Genomic DNA, 22,273 nt, shown 5'->3' on the forward strand with positions numbered 1-22,273 from the left:
TGCCCTTTGCGGGCTTTGCGCGAAAAAACATCATACAATGCCCCGCTGAATTATGGCCAATACGGGAAGACGATGTCCGAACTGACTTACCTGCAGGGTTACTCTGAACATCTGCAAAGCCAGGTGCAACAGTTGATCGACCAACAACGTCTGGGTGAGGTGCTGTTACAGCGTTATCCGCAAGTACACGACTGTACCACCGACAAGTCGCTTTATCAGTTTACCGTCGATCTGAAAAACCAGTACCTGCGCAACGCCCAGCCGCTGAGCAAGGTGGCCTACGACGGTAAAATCCAGGTGATGAAACACGCGCTCGGTATGCACACCGCCATTTCCCGCGTGCAGGGTGGCAAGCTGAAGGCCAAGGCGGAAATCCGCGTGGCGACGGTATTCAAGCTGGCACCGGAGCCGTTTCTGCGCATGATCGTGGTGCATGAATTGGCGCACCTGAAAGAAAAAGACCACAACAAGGCTTTCTATAGCCTGTGCTGTCATATGGAACCCAGCTACCACCAACTGGAGTTCGATACCAGGTTGTATCTGACCCACCTGTCGGTGTTTGGCAATCTGTATACCTGACGAGTCCCTGTGATACTCTGATTTCTTACGTCTGGGAACCGGAGATATCTATGATTCGCTTTGCCGTTGTTGGTACCAACTGGATTACGGAACGCTTTATCGACGCCGCACACGAAAGCGGCAAGCTGAAACTGACCGCCGTCTATTCGCGCAAGCTGGAACAGGCGCAGGCATTTGGTGCCAACTACCCCGTCAGTCTGTTTTTCGATTCCCTGGAAGCACTGGCCCAATCAGATTCTATCGACGCGGTTTACATCGCCAGCCCCAATAGCCTGCACTGCCAGCAGTCGTTGCTGTTCCTCAGCCATAAAAAACACGTAATTTGCGAAAAACCATTGGTATCCAACCTGCGCGAGGCCGAAAAGCTGGTGGCCTGTGCGCGTGAGAATCAGGTGGTGCTGTTCGAAGCCTTTAAAAGCGCCCACCTGCCGAATTTCCTGACCTTGCAGCAAATGCTGCCGAAAATCGGCCGTTTGCGTAAAGCCTTTATCAACTACTGCCAATACTCTTCGCGCTACCCACGCTATCTGGCCGGTGAAAATCCAAACACCTTCAACCCGCAGTTTTCCAACGGTTCAATTATGGACATTGGTTATTACTGCCTGGCCAGTGCCGTGGCGCTGTTCGGTGAGCCTGAATCAGTGATCGCCAGCGCCAGCTTGCTGGATACCGGAGTTGATGCGCATGGCACCGCCTGCCTCAACTACGGCGACTTCGACGTGACCCTCTCCCACTCCAAGGTCAGCAACTCGGACATTCCGAGCGAGATCCAGGGCGAAGAAGGCACGCTGGTGATTGAGAAAATCTCGGAGTGTCAGGGCGTGATGCTAACGCCACGCGGTGGTCAACGCCAGGATCTGACCCAACCGCAGCATATCAATACCATGCTGTACGAAGCACAAGTCTTCGCCGGACTGGTGGAGAAACGGCAGGTAGAACACCCGGGGCTGGAAAACTCGCTGATTATCGCCCGCCTGCTGACCGAAATCCGCCGCCAGACCGGCGTAGTGTTTCCTGCCGACGGTGAATAAGATGAAACCGTTATTACTGATGCAAACCGGCGACGCACCGGAAGTTATCCGCCAGGAAAAAGCCAATTTCGACGGTATGTTCCTGCAACAGGGGAATATCGACGCCGATTGCGTCCAGATCGTGCACCTCCCCGCCGGCCAACAGCCGCTGCCACCGCAACACTACTCTGGCGTGGTGATCACCGGTTCACCGGCGATGGTCACCGAACAACTGCCGTGGAGCGAACAGGCCGCCGAATGGCTGCGTCAGGCGATGCTGATCAAACTGCCGATTTTTGGCGTCTGTTATGGCCATCAGCTGCTGGCCTATGCGCTTGGCGGAGAAGTTGGTTATCACCCGCAGGGCATGGAGGTCGGCACGCTGGATATCGAACTATTGCCCGCCGCCGCTCATGACCGACGAATGACCATGCTGCCGCCGCGCTTCAAGGCGAATCTGATCCACTCGCAGAGCGTATTGACGCCCCCTGCCGGTGCCGTCGTGCTGGCACGTTCGCAGCAGGATGCATATCAGATCCTCAGTTATGGCGATAACGTACTGACCACCCAGTTCCACCCAGAGTTTAACGGCGCGGTGATGCACCGGTATCTGAGTTGGCTCGGCGAGCTCTATCCGCAGCAACAGGTGGAGTATCAGCTTAAGCAACAGCAGGTTAGCGATACCCCCTTCAGCCGGCTGTTGTTGCAAGGATTTGTCGTCAGCCTCGGCGCACAAAAAGCCCTGGCCGGGTAACGCAATAAACGTTGACCGCTGACACATTTTGCATTACTTTCTGCCGTGCAAAGGGGAGTAACTTTTATACCTAATAGATTTCAAGGTGCGGCAAGGCGGCAACCGAAGGAATCCTCAGGAGCTTACTTAAGTAAGTGACTGGGGTGACAGAGGGAAGACAACGCAGCAGCGGCTTGAAAGATGAAGGGTATCTTGCCGGTCAATCGTCATTACGGTGCGCAAGCACCCGGTTACCGGGCAACCTGATGTCAGGGAGCACCAAGGTGCACCTTCATCAACGTTGTAAGTGAGACCTTGCCGGAAGGCGAGGTTTGCTTGCAGCGTTCATAAGAGCGGCTAGCGTCTTCCGACGTTGGCCGTTTTTGTTTTTGAAGGATACCTCTGATGATGAATACCGTTGGCACACCTTGGTTATGGGGCAGCTTCGCCGCCATCATAGTTGTGATGCTCGCAATTGACCTGCTGCTGCAGGGCCGCAAGGGCGCACATACTATGACGCTCAAGCAGGCCGCCAGTTGGTCGCTGGTGTGGGTCAGCCTTTCTCTGCTGTTCAACCTGGGTTTCTGGTACTACCTGAACCAAACCGCCGGGCGTGCCGTTGCCGATACTCAGGCGCTGGCCTTCCTCACCGGTTATCTGATCGAAAAAGCGCTGGCGGTTGATAACGTCTTTGTCTGGCTGATGCTGTTCAGCTACTTTGCCGTGCCGGCAAACCTGCAACGCCGGGTGCTGATTTTTGGTGTACTGGGCGCGATCGTGCTACGTACCATCATGATCTTCGCCGGTAGCTGGCTGGTGACCCAGTTCCAGTGGTTGCTGTACCTGTTCGGTGCTTTCCTGTTGTTCACCGGTATCAAGATGGCGCTGGCGAAGGAAGATGGCGCGGCGATTGGCGACAAGCCTCTGGTGAAATGGCTGCGCAGCCATCTGCGCATGACCGATAATCTGGAAGGTGAGCGCTTCTTCGTGCGCCGCAACGGCCTGCTGTTTGCTACGCCGCTGGTACTGGTGCTGATCCTGGTAGAACTGAGCGATGTGATCTTTGCGGTCGACAGCATCCCGGCGATCTTTGCCGTGACCACAGACCCGTTCATCGTCCTGACTTCTAACCTGTTTGCCATCATGGGCCTGCGCGCCATGTACTTCTTGCTGGCTAACGTAGCAGAACGCTTCTCGATGCTGAAATATGGCCTGTCGCTGATCCTGATGTTTATCGGCGTCAAAATGCTGATTATCGATTTGTTCCATATTCCGATTGGTGTTTCGCTCGGTGTCGTCGCCAGTATCCTGACGCTGACGCTGTTGATCAACGCCTGGGTTAACCGCCGGAATGACCGCCTGGCGAATAATAAAGCACCATAATCTGTTATCCGGGGCGCTAGTCGCCCCGTGATTGTTTGGCAATTCGTCTAAAACGCCAAACGTTATTGCGATCACACAAATGTAACCAGTATGTTATCAAGAGTTGATCCGCCCACAGAATTTCACCGCTGGCCCTTTCCAACCCCCCCGGTTTACTGAATACTGATTTGGCAAACATACTTGGTTACAGAATCAAATAAAAGTTGTCCGGCGAGGTTCCCGCCGAGATAAAGCTGTAAGCAACATCATCGGGAAGAAAAAGCACTATGCAAAAACTACTACAAAAGATCGCTCAGGGCAGTCTGGTCAAACAAATCATGGTCGGCCTGGTGGCCGGTATTATCGTTGCGCTGGTCTCACCGGCAACGGCTTCAGCGGTAGGCTTGCTGGGTGCGCTGTTCGTTGGCGCACTGAAAGCGGTGGCGCCGGTACTGGTGCTGGTATTGGTGATGGCCTCCATCGCCAATCATAAACACGGGCAGAAAACCAATATCCGGCCGATCTTGTTCCTCTATCTGCTGGGCACTTTCGCTGCGGCACTGGTGGCGGTCGTGGTCAGCTTTATGTTCCCGTCCAATCTGGCGCTGGTGGCTGGCAATGCCGACATTAACCCGCCGGGCGGCATTATTGAGGTGCTGAAAAGCCTGCTGTTGAGCGTGGTGGCCAACCCGTTCCAGGCGCTGATTAGCGCTAACTACATCGGTATTCTGGCCTGGGCTGTGGGTCTGGGACTGGCGCTGCGTCACTCTTCTGACACCACCAAATCGCTGATTAACGATCTGTCACATGCGGTCACCATGGTGGTGCGTGCAGTGATCCGCTGTGCCCCGCTTGGCATCTTCGGCCTGGTGGCTTCGACGCTGGCAGAAACCGGCTTCGGCGCGCTGTGGGGTTATGCGCAACTGCTGGTGGTGCTGATCGGCTGTATGTTGCTGGTGGCACTGGTGCTGAACCCGCTGATCGTTTTCTGGAAAATCCGCCGCAATCCTTACCCGCTGGTGTTCGCCTGCCTGCGTGAAAGCGGTGTGACCGCGTTCTTTACCCGCAGTTCGGCCGCCAATATCCCAGTGAATATGGAGCTGTGCAAAAAGCTGAATCTGAGCGAGGATACCTATTCGGTTTCTATCCCGCTGGGCGCGACCATCAATATGGCCGGTGCGGCAATCACCATTACCGTACTGACGCTGGCGGCGGTGCATACTTTGGGGATCCCGGTTGACGTGCCGACCGCGCTGCTGCTGAGCATCGTGGCTGCCGTCTGCGCCTGCGGCGCTTCTGGTGTGGCCGGGGGCTCGCTGTTACTGATCCCGTTGGCGTGTAACATGTTCGGCATTCCGAACGACGTGGCCATGCAGGTGGTCGCCGTCGGCTTTATCATCGGCGTTCTGCAAGACTCTGCCGAAACCGCACTGAACTCTTCTACCGACGTCCTGTTCACCGCAGCAGCCTGTCAGGCGGAAGACCAGCGTTTGGCCGATGAAGATCCGCTGAAGTTACGTTAATTTCCAGACTTACTCAGCAAGGCGCTCGTTATCGGGCGCCTTTTTTTTGGCTTCGATATCACAGCCCTACAAGGTCACCCCGCTTTTAAAAATCGCCAACTCACGGAAATCATTCACTTCGTTCCGTGCCGCCTGGCCATTGGCAATCGCCACGATCAGGTCGACAAACTGCTCCAGCAGACTCTCCATCGGGGTGCCGTGGATCAGCCGACCGGCGTCAAAATCAATCCAGTGGGGTTTCTTCGCCGCCAGTTCGCTGTTGGTAGCCAGTTTCACCGTCGGCACAAAGCCGCCATAAGGCGTGCCCCGTCCGGTGCTGAACAGCACCATATGACAGCCGGCACCGGCCAGCGCGCTGGTCGCTACCGCATCATTGCCTGGCGCACTGAGCAGGTTTAAGCCGGGCTGCCGCAAGCGTTCGCCATACTTGAGCACGTCCACCACCTGACTCTGCCCGGCTTTCTGCGTGCAACCGAGGGATTTCTCCTCCAGCGTGGTAATCCCGCCGGCTTTGTTGCCCGGCGATGGGTTTTCATAAATCGGCTGATTATGGGCAATGAAGTACTGCTTGAAGTCGTTGACCATGCTGACGGTCTTCTCGAAGGTCTCCCGATCGCGACAGCGGCCCATCAGGATCCGTTCGGCGCCAAACATCTCCGGCACCTCGGTCAGCACCGTGGTGCCGCCGTTGGCGATCAGGTAATCAGAAAAACGCCCCAGCAGTGGGTTGGCGGTGATCCCGGACAGACCGTCCGATCCACCGCACTCCAGTCCGAACTTCAACTCACTTAGCTTGCCCGACTGACGGCGATCGTCACGCATCACCTGATACAGCGCATGCAGCTGCTCCAGCCCGGCTTCAACTTCATCGTCCTGCTGCTGGCACACCATAAAGCGCACCCGCTGCTCATCAACGCTGCCCAGCGTACTGCGGAATACATCCACCTGATTGTTCTCGCACCCGAGTCCAATCACCAGCACCGCCCCGGCGTTGGGATGGCGCACCATATTTTGCAGCATGGTGCGGGTGTTCTCGTGATCCTGACCCAGTTGCGAGCAACCAAACGGATGGCTGAACAGATGCACGCCGTCGATCCCCTGCGCATCCTGAGTTTCCTTCAGAAAACGCTGCTGGATCTGTCGGGCAATGCCGTTGACACAGCCAACGGTCGGTACGATCCACAGCTCGTTGCGGATCCCCACCTCTCCGCTGGCACGGCGATAAAGCTGTACCTCACGGTCCGCAGCCTGTGGTGGCAGAGCAGAAAAAGCGGGTTGATACTGATAGCTGTCGAGATCGCTCAGGTTGGTTTTGGCATTTTGCGAGTGAATATGTTCACCCGGCGCTATGGCTTCCAGCGCATGTCCAATCGGCAAGCCGTATTTGGTGATCGCCTCACCGGCGGCGATCGGCTGCAGCGCAAACTTGTGCCCACGCGTCACCGGTTGCGCCAGCCGAATGGTCTGTGCTTCCAACGCCAACGTTTCGCCAGCAGCGAGATCGCGCAGCGCTACCGCGACATTATCCAGCGAATGAATTTTTACCATGCTTTGCATAAACCCACCTCGGGCAACGGCTACGCCAGTTCAATGGCGAAATAGTTTTTGGCATTGTCGAAACAGATGTTTTTCACCATCTCACCCAGTAGCGTGATATCCGCCGGCGCTTCCCCGCTCTCCACCCAGCCGCCAATCATCTGGCAAAGGATGCGGCGGAAGTATTCATGACGGGTATAAGACAAGAAACTGCGGCTGTCGGTCAGCATGCCGACAAAACGGCTCAGCAGGCCCAGTTGCGCCAACTGCGTCATTTGTCGCTGCATACCGTCTTTTTGATCGTTGAACCACCAGCCGGAGCCAAACTGCATCTTGCCCGGTATGCCCTCCCCCTGGAAGTTGCCGACCATGGTGCCGATGACTTCGTTATCGCGCGGGTTCAGGCAGTACAGAATAGTTTTCGGCAGACCGCCCTGACGTGACTGGGCGTCCAGCAAGCGAGAAAGTGGTTCCGCCAGCGGCCGGTCGTTAATCGAATCGAAGCCGATGTCCGGCCCCACACTGGCCAGCATACGGCTGTTATTATTGCGCAGTGCGCCGATGTGATACTGCTGTACCCATTCGCGACGTTGATATTCGCCGGCCAGGAACAGCAAAACCGCACTTTTGAACTGGGCGCTCTGCTCCAGCGTCGGCAGCTTGCCGCTCAAACGCGCGGTTAAAATCGCGTCCAATGTGCTTTCGTCCGCTTCGCCATACACCACCACGTCCAGCGCATGGTCAGCCACCTTGCAGCCATGGGAGGCAAAATGATCCATACGTTTTTTCAACGCGTCGCACAGCGCGCTAAAACGGCCAATATTGATATCCGCTGCCGCTTCCAGTTTTTGCAGGTAATCATTGAAACCCGGCGCGTCGATATTGAACGCCTTGTCTGGTCGCCAGCTTGGCAGCACCTTGATATCGAAGCTAATGTCAGCCGCAATCGCTTTATGGTGGCGCAAATCGTCGATCGGATCGTCGGTAGTACCCACCATCCTCACATTCATTTGCTGCATGATGCCACGCGCCCTGAAATCATCCTGCGCCAGCAAGGCGTTGCCGCGTTGCCAGATATCGTCCGCCGTCGTCGGGGAAAGCAGCGTGCCGGTAATCCCGAACGGACGACGCAGCTCCAGATGGGTCCAGTGATAGAGCGGATTACCTAGGGTATGTGGCACGGTAGCGGCCCAGGCGTCAAACTTTTCACGGTCACCGGCATCCCCGGTACACAGCCGCTCAGCCACACCGTTGGTGCGCATCGCCCGCCATTTATAGTGATCGCCCTTTAGCCAGATCTCATATAAATTTTTGAAGCGGGTGTTCTCGGCAATCTGCTCCGGCGGTAAATGACAGTGGTAGTCAAAGATCGGCTGCTCTGCCGCATAGTCATGATACAAACGTCGGGCAAATTCGCCGCCCAACAGAAAATCTTCGCTTAAAAACGTCGCCATCTTTTTGAGTTCCTCGCCTTGCTTACCGTTCGATACTTTGTCCAATTCGACAAAGTTATCACACCAATTTTATTGAGCGTCCAGCAAAATATCACCCTTTGCCTTGTCGCCATCAGCCATAAAAGGCCATTAACCCGCATTTTTACGGCAAAAAGCCGTCTGAATCGCATAATTATCCAGCAATCAGTATTGCCCAATTGAAAAACGGCTTTTGTGATATCACTCAACTTTTAAATCTGTATGACAAGTTATTGTCTCGCCACCCAGTCGCTCATGCGGCGGGAATACGTCGGTGACGGACAGGCCGGCGCAGAACAACGAAAAGGGGGAGCCCCCTAAAACGCTGCCGCCATCTCGGCGCCACCTATTGAAGACTGGGAGATATTTTGGATGCGTAAAATTAAAGGATTACGCTGGTACATGATCGGGCTGGTGACCATCGGCACCGTGCTGGGCTACCTGACCCGCAATGCCATGGCCGTGGCGGCACCGACGCTGGAAGGCACCTTACATATCACCACGCAGCAGTACTCGTACATTGTCGCGGCCTATTCTGCCTGCTACACCCTGATGCAGCCGGTGGCGGGATACGTACTGGACGTACTGGGTACCAAGGTGGGTTACGCCATGTTCGCCATTCTGTGGGCGCTGTTTTGTATGGGCACGGCACTCGCCAACAGTTGGGGCGGGCTGGCCCTGGCGCGCGGTGCCGTTGGCATGGCAGAGGCGGCGATGATCCCCGCCGGGCTCAAGGCCAGCAGCGAGTGGTTCCCGGCCAAAGAGCGCTCTATCGCCGTTGGCTACTTCAACGTCGGCTCGTCGATCGGCGGCATGCTCGCCCCACCGCTGGTAGTCTGGGCCATAGTGGCACACAGTTGGGAAATGGCGTTTATCATCACCGGCGTGCTGAGCCTGATTTGGGCCATCTGCTGGCTGGTTTTCTATAAGCACCCGAAAGACCAGAAGAAACTCAGTAGTGAGGAACGCGAGTACATTCTGGAGGGCCAGGAAGCGCAGCACCAAACCGACAACGCCAAGAAAATGTCCGCCTGGCAGATTGTGCGCAACCGCCAGTTCTGGGGCATAGCGCTGCCGCGTTTTCTGGCAGAGCCTGCCTGGGGCACCTTCAACGCCTGGATCCCGTTATTCATGTTCAAAGCCTATGGTTTTAACCTGAAAGAGATAGCCATGTTTGCCTGGATGCCGATGCTGTTCGCCGACCTTGGCTGCATCGTTGGTGGCTACCTGCCGCCGTTTTTCCAAAAGCACTTTAAGGTGAACCTGATCGTTTCGCGCAAGCTGGTGGTCACTATGGGGGCAGTGCTAATGATTGGCCCTGGCATGATAGGTTTGTTTACCAGCCCTTATGCGGCTATCGCGCTACTGTGCGTCGGGGGTTTTGCCCATCAGGCGCTGTCTGGCGCGCTGATTACCCTGTCTTCTGACGTGTTTGGTCGCAACGAAGTGGCCACTGCCAACGGCCTGACCGGCATGGCAGCCTGGACTGCCAGCACCCTGTTTGCCCTGGTGGTCGGCGCATTGGCCGATACTCTGGGCTTCAGCCCGTTGTTCGCCGCGTTGTCGGTATTCGATATTCTCGGTGCCATCGCCATCTGGACCATCCTGCAAAATCGACCGGCCTCACAGCCGCAGGAAGATCCACTGCAACCGGCCTCGGCTCGAAGTTGACCCCATCGTCCGGCCAGTGTGCCGGGCATTACCTCCGGCCACTGGTAGCTCTGCAGGATAAGTGGTATAACAAATCCATGGTTACGCGCCCCTCTCTACCCTAAGAGCATTCACTATGGAATTCACTGAAACCAGACGCCTGTATCAGCAACTGGCCGCCGAGCTAAAGCAGCGTATTGAAAGCGGCCGGTATCCAGTGGGCGATAAACTGCCGGCCGAACGCTACATTGCCGAAGAGATGAACGTCAGCCGCACCGTCGTGCGGGAAGCGATCATCATGCTGGAAGTGGAAGGCTACGTTGAGGTACGCAAAGGCTCCGGGATCCATGTGATGTCCAACCAGCAGAAAAATCTGGTGGTTCCGGGCGACAGCATCGAGTTTGCCACCGCCGGGCCATTTGAACTGCTGCAGGCGCGTCAACTGATTGAAAGCAACATTGCCGAGTTCGCCGCCACCCAGGTCACCAAACAGGACATCGTTCTGCTGATGGAGATCCAGGAACAGGCACGTAAGGAAGATCGCTTCCGCGACTCGCAGTGGGATCTGAAATTCCACGTTCAGGTCGCGCTGGCGACTCAAAACACGGCGATGGCCACCATCGTGGAAAAAATGTGGGTACAGCGCGTGAATAACCCTTATTGGATCAAGCTGCATGAGCATATTGACGACCGCTCGATCGCCAGCTGGTGTGACGATCACGATCAGATCCTTAAGGCATTGATACGTAAAGATCCTTACGCCGCCAAACTGGCCATGTGGCAACATCTTGAAAATACCAAGCAGATGCTGTTCAACGCCACCAGCGACGATTTTGAGTATAACGCCGACCGCTATCTGTTCGCCGATAACCCGGTGATTCATCTGGACGGCGTGGCCGCAGAAAATAAATAGCGCAAGCAGTCAAAAACCGTAGTGTTATGTCAGGTATTGTAAAATCCTCTGAATCGATGCCTGAACGGCGATTTGCCGTGTAGTATTTCACCGCTGGCAACGTAGATTTCCCTGTTGCCAATCGTGCTATTTTGGTAAAGTTGAGCCAATTTTTTACCCTCTGCTACGGGGCGGGACGCGAATACATGCGCTGGTTGTTTGCCATGCTTATTGCTCTTTTTTGCTGGACCGGTGCGGTCTCCGGCCAAAAACTATGCGCGGCACCCTCCAAAGCTATCCCCACGGTACTGAACGATCAGTCATCGCTTGCCGAGGCGGTGTTTTCCCCTGATGACCCGGTTTACCGGTTACCGGCAGAACTGCGGCGTAAAGCACCAGGTAAAATGCCGCTGCTGCTGCCGCGGGTGCATTCTTACCCCGGTTCGCTACCCGCCACTGCCCAACTGCTGCCGGTTTATTCGTTAGCCACAGAGTTGGGTCACAGCACTCGACTCCCGCGCCAGAAATCACCTGCGCCAAACCGGCTTGCCCAGATGAACTGGACGCTGCATACCCCGCGGCAGCAAAACAGGCTCGGTGGCTGGAAAGAAAGTAATATGCTTTATCGTGGTACGCTGACTTACCACTCTTGACCGGTGTCGCACCGATTAGAACACACTAAAGCAACGCCGTTTCATCATTATCAGCAGCCAGGATCGCCCGCGCGCTCTGCGCCCACTCCCGATCCGCCGCTGAGACAAAACAAACAATGACGTTTTAGGAACACCGGATGGACATCATTAAAGAACTGTTACATGCCTTATGGCAGCAGGATTTTGAGACGCTGGCGAATCCCTCGCTGGTCTGGACTCTCTACGCCCTGCTGTTTTTGATTCTGTTCCTGGAAAATGGCCTGTTGCCGGCGGCGTTTCTGCCAGGTGACAGCCTGTTGATCTTGGTTGGCGTACTGATCGCCAAAGGTACGATGAATTTCCCGCTGACCATTTTTATCCTCACCGTCGCCGCCAGTCTGGGGTGCTGGGTCAGTTACATACAGGGCAAGTGGCTCGGTAATACCCGAACAGTGCAGGGCTGGCTATCCCATCTGCCGGCTCACTATCATCAGCGTGCCCATCAGCTGTTCCACCGCCACGGGCTTTCCGCTCTGCTGGTCGGTCGTTTCCTGGCGTTTGTCCGTACTCTGCTGCCGACCATTGCCGGCCTCTCCGGTCTGAGCAACGCACGTTTCCAGTTCTTTAACTGGATGAGCGGTCTGCTGTGGGTGGTGATCCTGACCGCGCTGGGCTTTGCGCTGGGTAAAACCCCGGTGTTCCGCAAATATGAAGACCAGCTGATGTTCTGCCTGATGCTACTGCCATTGGTGTTGCTGGTCGTCGGGCTGGTCGGTTCATTGATCGTACTGTGGCGCAAGAAACGCGCCGATCAGGGGAAAGGGGCGTGATGACCAAACGCCCGCGCTGGCAGTATGTGTTGCTGCTTGCGTTAGCTTTACTGGCGCTCGCCACGCTGTTGGTGCCCTGCATGGTGCGTACCGAAAGCGAACTGCGTATCCGTACCGGCCAGCAGGGCCTTTCGCTACCTGACGGTTTTTATGTCTACCAAAGGCTGGATCAGCGAGGCATTCGCATCAAAAGCATCATCCCGGAAGGCGATGGGCTGGTGATCCGCCTGGACTCGCCGGAACAACAGTTGCTGGCGCGCGAAGCATTGCAAAACATTTTGCCGCCGGGCTACATCATCGCCCTGAGCGAACCCCCTGTTCCTACCCATTGGGTGCGTGAATTTGTACGCGCCCCACTCAATCTGGGATAATATCCCCTTCATATGAAGGGTTTTCCTTTCATTTGGCCTCTTTGTTCAATTAATCACCAATCACCACCGAACTGGGGCGGGTTCTTTGGGGGTCTGCGCTTTCCATGACTATGCTAAAGGTTAGCGTCAGTCAGCAGCGTAAGACTCCTGTCGCACTGCCTTTGCTGGCAGTCAGGAACAGAGGATGCATGCCAATGCATCCCATTAATAAGGAACTGATAACATGAAATTACGCCACCCGGTGTTGCTTGCCCTCCCATTATTGCTCTTGCCGGCCCTGTCATTCGCAGCCGAGAATGGCTGTGTGACCAAGGCACAAGAAATTCAGAAACAGATCGATTACGCCATCCAACACGGCAATACTCAGCGTGCCGCCGGGTTGAAAACGGCATTGAGCGAAGTGCAGACCCATTGCACACCAGCCAACCTGCAGGCCGATCGTCAGAAAAAAATCGATGAAAAACAAAGCAAGGTCACCGAGCGTCAGCAAGAGTTGAAAGAAGCCCAGCAGACCGGCAACCTGGAGAAAGTGGCCAAGAAACAGAAAAAGCTGGCGGAAGCTCAAGCCGAGTTGAAACAGGCCCAGACGGAATAATTTTTTACACCAGCGGATTTATCGCTGAGATCAACGCCACACGGGATTTTTATTGTATATAAAATGGATGCTTAGTGATATCAGCTACCCATCCGCCCTTTGCTCCGGCGAAAAAATCCGCTATGTTGAAAGTCTGTCGAAGTTAACGTTAAGGAATAATCACATGGCACATGATTCAAATGCAGAAAACTTACGCGCTGAACTTAAATCCTTAGCCGATACGCTGGAAGAAGTGTTGAACTCTTCCACCGATAAGCCAAAAGCTGAACTGGAAAAGCTGCGTTCCAAAGCCGAAAGCGCGTTGAAAGATACCCGCGTACGTCTGAGCGATGCCGGGGACAAGATTGCTTCCCAGACCAAACAAATCGCCGGCCAGGCTGATGATTATGTTCGTGATAATCCGTGGACCGGTATTGGTATCGGCGCTGCGGTCGGCGTAGTGCTGGGCGTTCTGCTAGCGCGCCGCTAATTATGGCAGAACAACCGCAAGTTCGTGCACAGGGCCCCGCTAAAGGGGTCCTGGATGTCGCTCAGCGCATCATCACTATTCTGGTCGGTATGGTGGAAACCCGGGTTCGCCTGGCCGTGGTCGAGCTGGAAGAGGAAAAAGCCAACCTCATTCAGTTGCTGATTATGGCCGGCATGACCCTGTTATTCACCGCATTTGGCCTGATGAGCCTGCTGATCCTGATTTTCTGGGCTATCGATCCTGTTTACCGTTTGATGGCGTTAGGCGCGACTACTGGTGTGCTGTTGTTCCTGGCCGTGGTTGGCGCTATCTGGACACTGGTCAAAGCCCGCCGCTCCACGCTGCTGGGTGCGACACGCAAGCAGTTGGAAATCGACCGTTCCGAGCTGGAAGGTGAAAAATGAATCGCCGACGCTATCTGGAATGGAGGAAAGAGAAGCTGATTGGCAAGATCCAGCAACAAAGGCTGGATCTTGCCGAAAACAAAGCCCTGTGGCTGGAAAAAACCGAGCGTATCGATCGCGGCTGGCAAACCCTTTTCGGCCTGCGTAAATATCTGGTGGTCGGCTCCAGTGTGATGGCATTGTACGGCATCCGTCACCCCAGCAAACTGATCCGCTGGTCACGCCGGGCCTTTGGTGCCTTTGGTACTATCCGCTTGATCCAAAAAACGTTTTCCAGCAAATAACTTTCCACCCTTCCATCAATACTTCCGATGTTTTGCCCGCCTTTTCACAGAGGCCTTGCGTTTCTGCCGGTGAAGGCTGGGCAACTTTCTGATTATCCACGATTTGTTAGCACGCTAAAGATTCAATTTTTTTGAAGAAATACGACAGTTTTACTTGCTAACAAAGCGTACTCATCCCGATTAACATTCACCCCATCAAAACGAAACGGGCAGCACAGGGTCAGATACCCGGCATACCGCTCACTAACATGACAAACGCCAAAACTGGCAAACAAAAATCACTTTGGAGTAAATGATGAAAAAATTAGAAGATGCAGGTTTGCTGGTTGCTCGTATTCTGATGCCTATCCTGTTTATCGTGGCAGGCTACGGCAAAATGGGTGATGCCTATGCCGGCACCCAACAGTACATGCAATCGATGGGCGTACCTGGTTTCTTGCTGCCGCTGACCATCCTGCTGGAGTTTGGCGGCGGTCTGGCGATTCTGTTCGGCTTCCTGACCCGTACCGTGGCACTGTTTACCGCCGGTTTTACCATCCTGACCGCGTTACTGTTCCATACTAACTTTGCTGATGGCGTAAACCAGCTGATGTTCATGAAGAACCTGACCATCGCCGGTGGCTTCATCGTACTGGCCGTTGCAGGTCCAGGCGGTTTCAGCATCGACCGCATTTTGAACAAAAAGTGGTAAGGTTTTAACACCGACTCAGGGGCCCGCATGTCGGGCCTTTTTGCTTTTTCACTCGGACACGAAGGAGATTCCCATGGGACAACTCGTCAATGGCGTTTGGCAAGACATCTGGTATGACACCTCATCCACCGGGGGCCGTTTCAAACGCTCAACCTCTCAGTTCCGCAATTGGCTGACCACAGGCGGTCAGCCGGGCGAACACGGAGTCGGGGGTTTTAAAGTGGAAAAAGATCGTTATCACCTGTACGTTTCACTCGCCTGCCCTTGGGCACATCGCACCCTGCTGATGCGCAAATTGAAAGGGCTGGAGTCACTCATTCCCGTTTCCGTGGTGCATCCGCTGATGCTGGAAAATGGCTGGACCTTCGGCACCGACTTCCCTGAAGCCACCGGCGACGGCCTGTACCACTCGGACTTCCTCTACCAGCTTTACCTGCGCGCCGACCCGCACTACACCGGCCGTGTGACGGTGCCAGTACTGTGGGACAAACAGCAACAGACCATCGTCAGCAATGAATCCGCAGATATCATTCGCATGTTCAACAGCGTATTTGATGGTGTTGGCGCACGCGCCGGCGACTATTACCCCACAGAGCTTCGCGGAAAAATTGATGAACTGAACGGTTGGATTTATGATCAGGTGAATAATGGCGTCTATAAGGCCGGTTTCGCCACCAGCCAGGAAGCCTATGACGAAGCGGTAAACGGGGTATTTGACGCATTGGCGCGACTGGAACAGATCCTGGGCCAACAGCGTTACCTGACGGGCGATCGCCTGACCGAAGCCGACCTACGTCTGTGGACCACGCTGATACGTTTCGACCCGGTGTATGTCACCCATTTTAAATGTGACAAACACCGTATCAGCGATTATCTCAACCTGTACGGCTTCCTGCGTGACATCTACCAAATGCCAGGCATTGCCGAAACGGTCAGCCTGCCGCACATCCGCAATCACTATTACCGCAGCCACGCCACTATCAATCCGCACGGAATTATTTCTATCGGGCCGGCGCAAGATTTGGATGAACCACACGGGCGCGACCGGCGTTTCGGTTAATGCACGCCTCCCCTCTGCTTAACGGCAAGGGGGAGTTTTACTGACGTTCCAGTTGGGCGAACAGACGTGGAATTTCGCGCAGGAACCAAGCTTTCGCCTCCCCCATGCTATCACGCCGCCAGGCCATTATAATGTCGGCCTCGCGGCTATATTCCGGCCCCACCACACGTAAGCGCCCTTCTTCAATATCTTTCTCGACTATCGGGTAAGGCATGGTCGCCACGCCCAAACCGGCTAACAAGGCCAGGCGCTTGTCTTCAAGGGTACTGACCGTCAGACGCTGCTGTTTATCCAACAATTGCACGGTTAACACCGGACGCTCACGTGCGGTATCCGCTACCGCAATACCACGGTACTTCACACGCGTCACTTCAGACAGCGGCTCCGGCTCCAGGTGGATGGGATGGTCCGGTGCGGCCACATACACGCTCATCACCTTGTACAACTTACGGGTGTTGATTTCGGACGACGCGCGGAAATGCATATCCGGAGCAATAACAATATCCGCACGCCCCTGTTCCAGCCTTTCCCAGGCACCGGCCAGCACTTCGGTCAAGATCGACACCTGGGTATTGGCCTTCAACGCGAGTTTATCGACCAGCGGAAACAGTTTGCTCGGGGGTGATAGCGCCTCGCTGACAATCGTCAGGTGGGTTTCCCAGCCGCGTGCCAGCGCTTCAGCATCGGTGGTCAGCTTGTCTGCCGCCTCCAGCAGCACCCGTCCACGCTCAAGCAGCATACGCCCGACGTTGGTGAACTTGGTGCGGTGGCCGGAACGGTCGAACAGCACCACATCCAATTCTTCTTCCAATTTTTGCATGGTATAGCTGAGTGCCGAAGGCACGCGTCCCAGCTCATCGGCTGCCGCAGCGAAGCTGCCACGTCGGTCGATCGCATCCATAACCCTTAACGCTTCAAGCGTTAACGCCCGATCTCTGGCCATCGAATCTCTCTGTCAGGAAATTTGAATATACCGAGCAGATTAACTGGCTAACAATCCGCCGTCCAGATGCTTACCATCTAGATAATGAATTTAGAGAGCCGATTGCCATGATTACATGCAGAACAGCACAACAATGCGGGCAAGCTGACTTTGGTTGGCTGCAGGCTCGCTACACTTTTTCTTTTGGGCACTACTTCGATCCCAAGCTGATGGGCTATGCCTCACTGCGGGTGTTAAATCAGGAAGTGCTGGCTCCGGGCGCGTCGTTCCAGCCACGCACCTACCCCAGCGTGGATATCCTGAATTTAATCCTGCAGGGTAAAGCGGAATACCGCGACAGCGAAGGCAATACGGTGAGCGCGAAGGCCGGTGAGACTTTGCTGCTGGCCACCCAGCCGGGGTTGAGTTACAGCGAGCAAAACATCAGCAGTGATACACCGCTGACCCGCTTGCAACTGTGGCTGGATGCCTGCCCAGAGCGCAACAACGAACGCGTGCAACGCCTGATGTTGCCAGAGGCCGGCCTGACACTGCTGGCCTCACCAGACGGTGCTCGGGGCAGCCTGCAGTTGCGTCAACAGGTGTGGATCCACCATCTGGATTTACAGCCGGGCGAACAGCAGACGCTGGCGCTGAACGGACCCCGTGCGTACCTACAATCGATCCACGGCACCCTTGAAGCCCAGGGCGAGCGCAACGACAGCCAAAATCTGACCTGCGGCGATGGGGCGTTTATCCACGAAGAAAACCGCCTGACCATCCGCGCCGAGACACCGCTGCGCGCGCTGCTGATCGATTTGCCAGTGTAATGGGCATCCAGAAAGGAAAAAACCCCGCGTAACTTGCGTCACGCGGGGTTTTCTTTATAGAGGGAGCTGACCGGTAAGCCGGGTTCTGTCGTGGACAGTCATTCCTCTAGGCCAGCAATCGCTCACTGGCTCAAGCAGCCTACCCGGGTTCAGTACGGGCCGTACCATGTGAACCCCTATTTGGCCTTGCTCCGGGTGGAGTTTACCGTGCCACGAACTGTTGCCAGTCGCGCGGTGCGCTCTTACCGCACCCTTTCACCCTTACCTGATCCCGCTTGCGCGGGCCATCGGCGGTTTGCTCTCTGTTGCACTAGTCGTAGGCTTGCGCCTCCCAGGCGTTACCTGGCACCCTGCCCTATGGAGCCCGGACTTTCCTCCCCTCCATCTGTCTCCCCCGAAAGGGACGGCAATGAAGCGGCGACTGTCTGGTCAACTCCGGCGCGGATAGTAGCGTTGCACTCACGGCAGGTCAACCGCTTTACTGCTCTTGTTGCTCTAAAGCATATTTATACAACGCATTTTTCTTCACGCCGTGGATTTCTGCCGCCAGTGCCGCCGCCTTTTTCAGCGGCAGTTCTTTTTGCAGCAATGCCAGGGTACGCAGTGCCTCCAGCGGCAATGCGTCTTCCTGCGCCTTGTGGCCTTCAACGATCAATACCATTTCGCCACGGCGTCGAACTTCGTCTTCCTGCACCCAGGCCAGCAGTTCACCCACCGGCGCGCCGGTGATGGACTCCCAGGTTTTGGTCAGCTCGCGTGCCAGCACCACATAACGTTGCGGCCCCCAGACGGTGACCATGTCCTGCAAACTTTCCAGCAAGCGGTGGGTGGATTCGTAGAAAATCAACGTGCGCGGTTCCTCTGCCAGCGCCATCAGCGTATCCTTACGCCCCTTGGTTTTCGCCGGTAGGAACCCTTCGTAGCAGAAGCGGTCAGAAGCCAAACCGGCGGCACAGAGTGCGGTAGTTGCCGCACAGGCACCTGGCAGCGGCACCACACGGATGCCGGCTTCACGGCAACGGCGCACCAGGTGATAACCAGGATCGTTGATCAACGGCGTACCCGCATCGGAAACCAGCGCAATGCTCTGGCCTTCCTGCAGTTTCGCCAACAGTTGATCGGCCTTTTGTTGTTCGTTATGGTCATGCAGCGCAAACAACCGCGCGCTAATCGCGAAGTGTTGCAGCAGCAACCCGGTATGGCGCGTGTCTTCCGCCGCAATCAGATCAACGCTTTTCAGTACCTCTAACGCACGGTGGGTAATATCCCCTAAATTGCCGATTGGGGTGGGCACCACATACAGCGTTGATGCAGAAATGACTGATTGTTGGTGTTGATTCATTGTTTCATCCGGGTTGCCGATTTAATATTGAGCATCTTGAAAAAAACATCACTGGATACAGTATGCTTTCCTCAACATTCGTTCGTACCAAAGCAGGGCGTTCAAAGCCTGTCCGACTTACCGCAGTTATCGCAGCAGCCCTTTTCCTTGCAGGCTGTCCAAGTCAGGCCCCGCAAACGCCGCCTGCCAATATACAGGACGAAGCGAGCGCCAGTTCCGATTACTATCTGCAGCAGTTGCAGCAAAGCAGCAATGATAACAAGGCTGACTGGCAATTACTTGCTATTCGCGCGTTGTTACGTGAAGGGAAACTGCCGCAGGCCAGTGAACAACTGAACCAACTGCCGAAAAACCTCAGCAGCGTGCAACAGGCGGAAAGCCAGTTGCTGGCCGCAGAACTGCAGGTAGCGAACAAAAGCTACGTCAGCGCGCGCAGCACGCTGGGCCATATCGATAGCGGTTCGCTATCAGCCAACCAGTTGGTGCGATTCTACCAGGCGCAGATCGCGGCCAATCAGAGCAAACCTTCCCTGCCGCTAATCCGCGCTTACATCGCGCAAGAGCCATTGCTAACCGGCAAGGCACATCAGAACAACCTGGATCAAACCTGGCAGTCGCTGTTGCAACTGACACCGCAGGGCATGAACAGCCTGGTGATCAACGCCAATGAGAATGTGTTGCAAGGCTGGCTGGATCTGTTGCGGGTATATCAGGACAACAAACAGGATCCTGACCTGCTGAAGGCCGGGATTAAAGACTGGCAGAACCGCTATCCGCAGAACCCGGCGGCAAAAACGCTACCGACCCAGCTGAACCAGGTGCTGAACTTTACCCAAGCTTCCACGTCGAAAATCGCCCTGCTGCTGCCGTTGAACGGCCAGGCCAAGGTGTTCGCCGACGCGATCCAAAAAGGTTTTGAAGCGGCTAAATATGGCGTAACGCCTTCTACGCCGGTTCAGCAACAGCAACCCGCCAGCGCACCTGAACAGGCAACGCAGCCGACATCAACCGATCAAAATGCCAATGGGGCGGTGAGCACCTCGGCACCAGATGCGGCCCCGGTGACCACCGCCGAGCCTTCTGCGCCTTCCACTGCGCCAATGACACCGCCGCAGGCCGCTAACGCACAGATTAAGGTGTATGATACCTCCAGCCAGCCGCTGGCCACGTTGCTGACGCAGGCACAACAGGATGGCGCGACCCTGGTGGTCGGCCCTTTGCTGAAGGAAAACGTCGATCAACTGGCCAGCAGCACCACTACTCTGAACGTGCTGGCGCTCAATCAACCGGAAACGCCGAAAGATAACCCGAACATCTGTTACTTCGCCCTTTCTCCGGAAGACGAAGCGCGTGATGCAGCCCGCCACATTTGGGAACAGCAGAAGCGGCAGCCGCTGTTGCTGCTCCCACGTGGTGCCTTCGGCGATCGCGTTGCCAAAGCCTTTAACCAGGAGTGGCAGAAACTGGGTGGCCAAACCGTGCTGCAGCAAGGTATCGGCTCCGCCAGTGAACTGCGCCAGATGGTCAACAGCGGTGGCATTCGCATGTCCGGCACGCCAATCTCCGCTGCTCCGGCGCCGCAGGCGGTGACCATTGCCGGGCTGACTATTCCGGCACCACCAAGCGATATGCCCGCAACCAGCGGTGGCAGCGTAGACTCGGTCTATATCGTCGCCACCCAGTCTCAGTTGACGCTGATCAAACCGATGATCGACATGGCTACCAATTCGCGCAGCAAACCGGCAATGTACGCCAGCTCCCGCAGCTACCAGGCAGGAGCTGGCCCGGACTTCCGCCTGGAAATGGAAGGCCTGCAGTTCAGTGATATTCCATTGCTGGCCGGTGCTAACCCGCAGTTGTTGCAGCAGGCAAGCAGCCAATTCCGCAACGATTATTCGCTGGTACGTCTGTACGCAATGGGGATGGATGCCTGGACATTGTCCAACCACTTTGCTGAAATGCGGCAGTTGCCTGGCTTCCAGGTTTCCGGCACCACTGGCGTACTCACTGCCGCGCCAGGCTGTGTGATTAACAGAAAGCTGCCTTGGCTGCAATATCGTCAGGGCACGGTCGTTCCGGTCTCTTGAGTCAACGCGCCATAGGGGCGGACTATGAGTTACAGGCCCGCCACTATCTGGAACGCGCCGGGCTCACCTTCTGCGCCGCCAATGTGGCGCTGCGCAGCGGTGAGCTCGATCTCATCATGCGCGATGGTCAAACCTGGGTGTTCGTTGAAGTCCGCTACCGTCGCAGTGACGCTTTTGGCGGTGCGGCTGCCAGCGTCACCTATCGCAAGCAGCAACGGTTGCTGCATGCCGCCGCCGTGTGGCTGGCAGGACGCGGAGCCAGTTTTGACACATCGTCTTGCCGTTTTGATGTTTTGGCCATTACCGGTAGCCAGTTAGAATGGATACCCAATGCCTTCAATGCGGATTAAACGCGGTTTACCGGTGCAGACCGGCCCTTTGACTTAGTGGATTAATACAACGTGCTGGATAGAATTAAAGCCTGTTTTACCGAAAGCATCCAAACCCAGATTGCGGCGGCGGAAGCTTTGCCCGACGCCATCTCGCGTGCAGCAATGACGCTGGTTCAATCCTTACTTAACGGCAATAAAATTCTGTGCTGCGGTAACGGCACCTCGGCAGCCAATGCGCAGCATTTCGCCGCCAGCATGATCAACCGCTTTGAAACCGAGCGCCCAAGCCTGCCGGCCATTGCCCTGAATGCCGATAACGTGGTGCTGACCGCGATCACCAACGATCGCCTTCACGATGAAGTCTATGCCAAACAGGTTCGTGCGCTCGGCCACGCAGGCGACGTACTGCTGGCAATTTCCACCCGCGGCAACAGCCGTGATATTGTGAAAGCGGTCGAAGCCGCGGTAACCCGTGACATGACGATTGTCGCGCTTACCGGTTATGACGGTGGGGAACTGGCCGGCTTGCTCGGTCAGCAGGATGTCGAGATCCGCATCCCTTCCCACCGCAGTGCACGCATTCAGGAAATGCATATGCTGACTGTAAATTGCCTATGCGACCTGATAGATAATACGTTGTTTCCCCACCAGGACGATTAAGGAACTG

At 55.7% G+C, this 22,273-nt stretch carries 24 protein-coding genes and 1 other RNA gene; 20 read left to right on the forward strand and 5 right to left on the reverse strand.

Annotated features, from left to right (window positions below):
- The first annotated feature begins 72 nt into the window (after positions 1 to 72).
- From ACUTQ5_RS15850 to sstT, 5 genes are all read left to right on the forward strand, one after another.
- Entirely contained in the window at positions 73 to 579 is a 507-nt protein-coding gene (locus tag ACUTQ5_RS15850) for a M48 metallopeptidase family protein (protein ID WP_445652045.1), read from the forward strand.
- A 50-nt stretch (positions 580 to 629) separates the two neighbouring features.
- Complete coding sequence (locus ACUTQ5_RS15855) at positions 630 to 1,610, forward strand: Gfo/Idh/MocA family protein (protein WP_445652046.1); 981 nt, start codon at positions 630 to 632, stop codon at positions 1,608 to 1,610.
- Position 1,611: 1 nt separating this feature from the next.
- Entirely contained in the window at positions 1,612 to 2,343 is a 732-nt protein-coding gene (locus ACUTQ5_RS15860; protein WP_445652047.1) for a glutamine amidotransferase, read from the forward strand.
- Between the two features lie 384 nt (positions 2,344 to 2,727).
- Complete coding sequence (locus ACUTQ5_RS15865) at positions 2,728 to 3,705, forward strand: TerC family protein (RefSeq protein ID WP_112363732.1); 978 nt, start codon at positions 2,728 to 2,730, stop codon at positions 3,703 to 3,705.
- Positions 3,706 to 3,971: 266 nt separating this feature from the next.
- Positions 3,972 to 5,207 carry a serine/threonine transporter SstT gene (sstT, locus tag ACUTQ5_RS15870; protein ID WP_445652048.1) on the forward strand — a complete coding sequence of 412 codons (1,236 nt, stop codon included), beginning with the start codon at positions 3,972 to 3,974 and terminating at the stop codon, positions 5,205 to 5,207.
- 66 nt (positions 5,208 to 5,273) lie between these two features.
- On the opposite strand, the gene ACUTQ5_RS15875 is transcribed toward sstT, so the two are convergent.
- Both ACUTQ5_RS15875 and uxaC read right to left on the reverse strand, forming a co-directional pair.
- On the reverse strand, positions 5,274 to 6,764 hold the full coding sequence (locus tag ACUTQ5_RS15875; protein WP_445652049.1) for a UxaA family hydrolase: 1,491 nt from the start codon (positions 6,762 to 6,764) through the stop codon (positions 5,274 to 5,276).
- 20 nt (positions 6,765 to 6,784) lie between these two features.
- The gene (uxaC, locus tag ACUTQ5_RS15880) at positions 6,785 to 8,197 is read right to left on the reverse strand and encodes a glucuronate isomerase (protein WP_445652050.1); all 1,413 of its coding nucleotides are present in this window, start codon (positions 8,195 to 8,197) and stop codon (positions 6,785 to 6,787) included.
- A 390-nt stretch (positions 8,198 to 8,587) separates the two neighbouring features.
- Here uxaC and ACUTQ5_RS15885 point away from each other — a divergent pair, with 390 nt between their 5' ends.
- From ACUTQ5_RS15885 to ACUTQ5_RS15935, 11 genes are all read left to right on the forward strand, one after another.
- The gene (locus ACUTQ5_RS15885) at positions 8,588 to 9,886 is read left to right on the forward strand and encodes an MFS transporter (protein ID WP_445652051.1); all 1,299 of its coding nucleotides are present in this window, start codon (positions 8,588 to 8,590) and stop codon (positions 9,884 to 9,886) included.
- A 115-nt stretch (positions 9,887 to 10,001) separates the two neighbouring features.
- On the forward strand, positions 10,002 to 10,778 hold the full coding sequence (exuR, locus tag ACUTQ5_RS15890; protein ID WP_445652052.1) for a transcriptional regulator ExuR: 777 nt from the start codon (positions 10,002 to 10,004) through the stop codon (positions 10,776 to 10,778).
- A gap of 185 nt (positions 10,779 to 10,963) precedes the next feature.
- Positions 10,964 to 11,410 (forward strand): hypothetical protein, encoded by a 447-nt coding sequence (locus tag ACUTQ5_RS15895; protein WP_445652053.1) that lies wholly within the window; start codon positions 10,964 to 10,966, stop codon positions 11,408 to 11,410.
- 137 nt (positions 11,411 to 11,547) lie between these two features.
- Positions 11,548 to 12,219: a DedA family protein gene (locus tag ACUTQ5_RS15900; protein WP_445652054.1), complete on the forward strand. Its 672-nt coding sequence runs from the start codon at positions 11,548 to 11,550 to the stop codon at positions 12,217 to 12,219.
- Positions 12,219 to 12,590, forward strand: a complete 372-nt coding sequence (gene mzrA / locus ACUTQ5_RS15905; RefSeq protein ID WP_445652150.1) for an EnvZ/OmpR regulon moderator MzrA — start codon at positions 12,219 to 12,221, stop codon at positions 12,588 to 12,590. The genes ACUTQ5_RS15900 and mzrA overlap by 1 nt, the downstream gene beginning before the upstream one ends.
- A 223-nt stretch (positions 12,591 to 12,813) precedes the next feature.
- Complete coding sequence (locus ACUTQ5_RS15910) at positions 12,814 to 13,185, forward strand: DUF1090 domain-containing protein (RefSeq protein WP_445652055.1); 372 nt, start codon at positions 12,814 to 12,816, stop codon at positions 13,183 to 13,185.
- 163 nt (positions 13,186 to 13,348) lie between these two features.
- Positions 13,349 to 13,654, forward strand: a complete 306-nt coding sequence (locus ACUTQ5_RS15915) for a DUF883 family protein (RefSeq protein ID WP_004948431.1) — start codon at positions 13,349 to 13,351, stop codon at positions 13,652 to 13,654.
- Positions 13,655 to 13,656: 2 nt separating this feature from the next.
- A complete protein-coding gene (locus ACUTQ5_RS15920) occupies positions 13,657 to 14,058 on the forward strand; it encodes a phage holin family protein (protein WP_445652056.1) in 402 nt (133 codons plus the stop codon).
- Complete coding sequence (locus ACUTQ5_RS15925) at positions 14,055 to 14,342, forward strand: YqjK-like family protein (protein WP_012147027.1); 288 nt, start codon at positions 14,055 to 14,057, stop codon at positions 14,340 to 14,342. The genes ACUTQ5_RS15920 and ACUTQ5_RS15925 overlap by 4 nt, the downstream gene beginning before the upstream one ends.
- 295 nt (positions 14,343 to 14,637) lie before the next feature.
- The gene (locus tag ACUTQ5_RS15930; protein ID WP_202672031.1) at positions 14,638 to 15,033 is read left to right on the forward strand and encodes a DoxX family protein; all 396 of its coding nucleotides are present in this window, start codon (positions 14,638 to 14,640) and stop codon (positions 15,031 to 15,033) included.
- 73 nt (positions 15,034 to 15,106) lie between these two features.
- Positions 15,107 to 16,093 (forward strand): glutathione S-transferase family protein, encoded by a 987-nt coding sequence (locus tag ACUTQ5_RS15935; RefSeq protein WP_445652057.1) that lies wholly within the window; start codon positions 15,107 to 15,109, stop codon positions 16,091 to 16,093.
- 37 nt (positions 16,094 to 16,130) lie between these two features.
- Here the strand turns inward: ACUTQ5_RS15935 and ACUTQ5_RS15940 are convergent, their stop codons facing one another.
- Complete coding sequence (locus ACUTQ5_RS15940) at positions 16,131 to 17,036, reverse strand: LysR family transcriptional regulator (protein ID WP_445652058.1); 906 nt, start codon at positions 17,034 to 17,036, stop codon at positions 16,131 to 16,133.
- Positions 17,037 to 17,143: 107 nt separating this feature from the next.
- Here ACUTQ5_RS15940 and ACUTQ5_RS15945 point away from each other — a divergent pair, with 107 nt between their 5' ends.
- Positions 17,144 to 17,845: a pirin family protein gene (locus ACUTQ5_RS15945; RefSeq protein ID WP_445652059.1), complete on the forward strand. Its 702-nt coding sequence runs from the start codon at positions 17,144 to 17,146 to the stop codon at positions 17,843 to 17,845.
- Between the two features lie 58 nt (positions 17,846 to 17,903).
- Here ACUTQ5_RS15945 and rnpB read toward each other — a convergent pair.
- Positions 17,904 to 18,282: RNase P RNA component class A (gene rnpB / locus ACUTQ5_RS15950), an RNA gene on the reverse strand.
- 41 nt (positions 18,283 to 18,323) lie between these two features.
- The gene (gene rsmI / locus ACUTQ5_RS15955) at positions 18,324 to 19,187 is read right to left on the reverse strand and encodes a 16S rRNA (cytidine(1402)-2'-O)-methyltransferase (protein ID WP_012147032.1); all 864 of its coding nucleotides are present in this window, start codon (positions 19,185 to 19,187) and stop codon (positions 18,324 to 18,326) included.
- Between the two features lie 62 nt (positions 19,188 to 19,249).
- Between rsmI and ACUTQ5_RS15960 the strand changes: the two genes are divergently transcribed.
- The 3 genes from ACUTQ5_RS15960 to diaA are packed head-to-tail and all read left to right on the forward strand — an operon-like array spanning position 19,250 to position 22,266.
- A complete protein-coding gene (locus ACUTQ5_RS15960; protein WP_445652060.1) occupies positions 19,250 to 21,274 on the forward strand; it encodes a penicillin-binding protein activator in 2,025 nt (674 codons plus the stop codon).
- On the forward strand, positions 21,271 to 21,624 hold the full coding sequence (locus ACUTQ5_RS15965; RefSeq protein WP_445652061.1) for a YraN family protein: 354 nt from the start codon (positions 21,271 to 21,273) through the stop codon (positions 21,622 to 21,624). Before ACUTQ5_RS15960 ends, ACUTQ5_RS15965 begins: the two co-directional genes overlap by 4 nt.
- Before the next feature lie 51 nt (positions 21,625 to 21,675).
- Positions 21,676 to 22,266 carry a DnaA initiator-associating protein DiaA gene (diaA, locus tag ACUTQ5_RS15970; protein ID WP_020831820.1) on the forward strand — a complete coding sequence of 197 codons (591 nt, stop codon included), beginning with the start codon at positions 21,676 to 21,678 and terminating at the stop codon, positions 22,264 to 22,266.
- The last annotated feature ends 7 nt before the right edge of the window (positions 22,267 to 22,273 follow it).

Source organism: Serratia sp. NA_112.1, from assembly GCF_052691715.1.

Excerpts from the sequence above, each read along its gene's own strand:
- ACUTQ5_RS15850 (WP_445652045.1), top strand. The coding sequence starts at position 73 with ATGTCCGAACTGACTTACCTGCAGGGTTACTCTGAACATCTGCAAAGC.
- ACUTQ5_RS15855 (WP_445652046.1), top strand. The coding sequence starts at position 630 with ATGATTCGCTTTGCCGTTGTTGGTACCAACTGGATTACGGAACGCTTT.
- ACUTQ5_RS15860 (WP_445652047.1), top strand. The coding sequence starts at position 1,612 with ATGAAACCGTTATTACTGATGCAAACCGGCGACGCACCGGAAGTTATC.
- ACUTQ5_RS15865 (WP_112363732.1), top strand. The coding sequence starts at position 2,728 with ATGATGAATACCGTTGGCACACCTTGGTTATGGGGCAGCTTCGCCGCC.
- sstT (WP_445652048.1), top strand. The coding sequence starts at position 3,972 with ATGCAAAAACTACTACAAAAGATCGCTCAGGGCAGTCTGGTCAAACAA.
- ACUTQ5_RS15875 (WP_445652049.1), bottom strand. The coding sequence starts at position 6,764 with ATGCAAAGCATGGTAAAAATTCATTCGCTGGATAATGTCGCGGTAGCG.
- uxaC (WP_445652050.1), bottom strand. The coding sequence starts at position 8,197 with ATGGCGACGTTTTTAAGCGAAGATTTTCTGTTGGGCGGCGAATTTGCC.
- ACUTQ5_RS15885 (WP_445652051.1), top strand. The coding sequence starts at position 8,588 with ATGCGTAAAATTAAAGGATTACGCTGGTACATGATCGGGCTGGTGACC.
- exuR (WP_445652052.1), top strand. The coding sequence starts at position 10,002 with ATGGAATTCACTGAAACCAGACGCCTGTATCAGCAACTGGCCGCCGAG.
- ACUTQ5_RS15895 (WP_445652053.1), top strand. The coding sequence starts at position 10,964 with ATGCGCTGGTTGTTTGCCATGCTTATTGCTCTTTTTTGCTGGACCGGT.
- ACUTQ5_RS15900 (WP_445652054.1), top strand. The coding sequence starts at position 11,548 with ATGGACATCATTAAAGAACTGTTACATGCCTTATGGCAGCAGGATTTT.
- mzrA (WP_445652150.1), top strand. The coding sequence starts at position 12,219 with ATGACCAAACGCCCGCGCTGGCAGTATGTGTTGCTGCTTGCGTTAGCT.
- ACUTQ5_RS15910 (WP_445652055.1), top strand. The coding sequence starts at position 12,814 with ATGAAATTACGCCACCCGGTGTTGCTTGCCCTCCCATTATTGCTCTTG.
- ACUTQ5_RS15915 (WP_004948431.1), top strand. The coding sequence starts at position 13,349 with ATGGCACATGATTCAAATGCAGAAAACTTACGCGCTGAACTTAAATCC.
- ACUTQ5_RS15920 (WP_445652056.1), top strand. The coding sequence starts at position 13,657 with ATGGCAGAACAACCGCAAGTTCGTGCACAGGGCCCCGCTAAAGGGGTC.
- ACUTQ5_RS15925 (WP_012147027.1), top strand. The coding sequence starts at position 14,055 with ATGAATCGCCGACGCTATCTGGAATGGAGGAAAGAGAAGCTGATTGGC.
- ACUTQ5_RS15930 (WP_202672031.1), top strand. The coding sequence starts at position 14,638 with ATGAAAAAATTAGAAGATGCAGGTTTGCTGGTTGCTCGTATTCTGATG.
- ACUTQ5_RS15935 (WP_445652057.1), top strand. The coding sequence starts at position 15,107 with ATGGGACAACTCGTCAATGGCGTTTGGCAAGACATCTGGTATGACACC.
- ACUTQ5_RS15940 (WP_445652058.1), bottom strand. The coding sequence starts at position 17,036 with ATGGCCAGAGATCGGGCGTTAACGCTTGAAGCGTTAAGGGTTATGGAT.
- ACUTQ5_RS15945 (WP_445652059.1), top strand. The coding sequence starts at position 17,144 with ATGATTACATGCAGAACAGCACAACAATGCGGGCAAGCTGACTTTGGT.
- rsmI (WP_012147032.1), bottom strand. The coding sequence starts at position 19,187 with ATGAATCAACACCAACAATCAGTCATTTCTGCATCAACGCTGTATGTG.
- ACUTQ5_RS15960 (WP_445652060.1), top strand. The coding sequence starts at position 19,250 with ATGCTTTCCTCAACATTCGTTCGTACCAAAGCAGGGCGTTCAAAGCCT.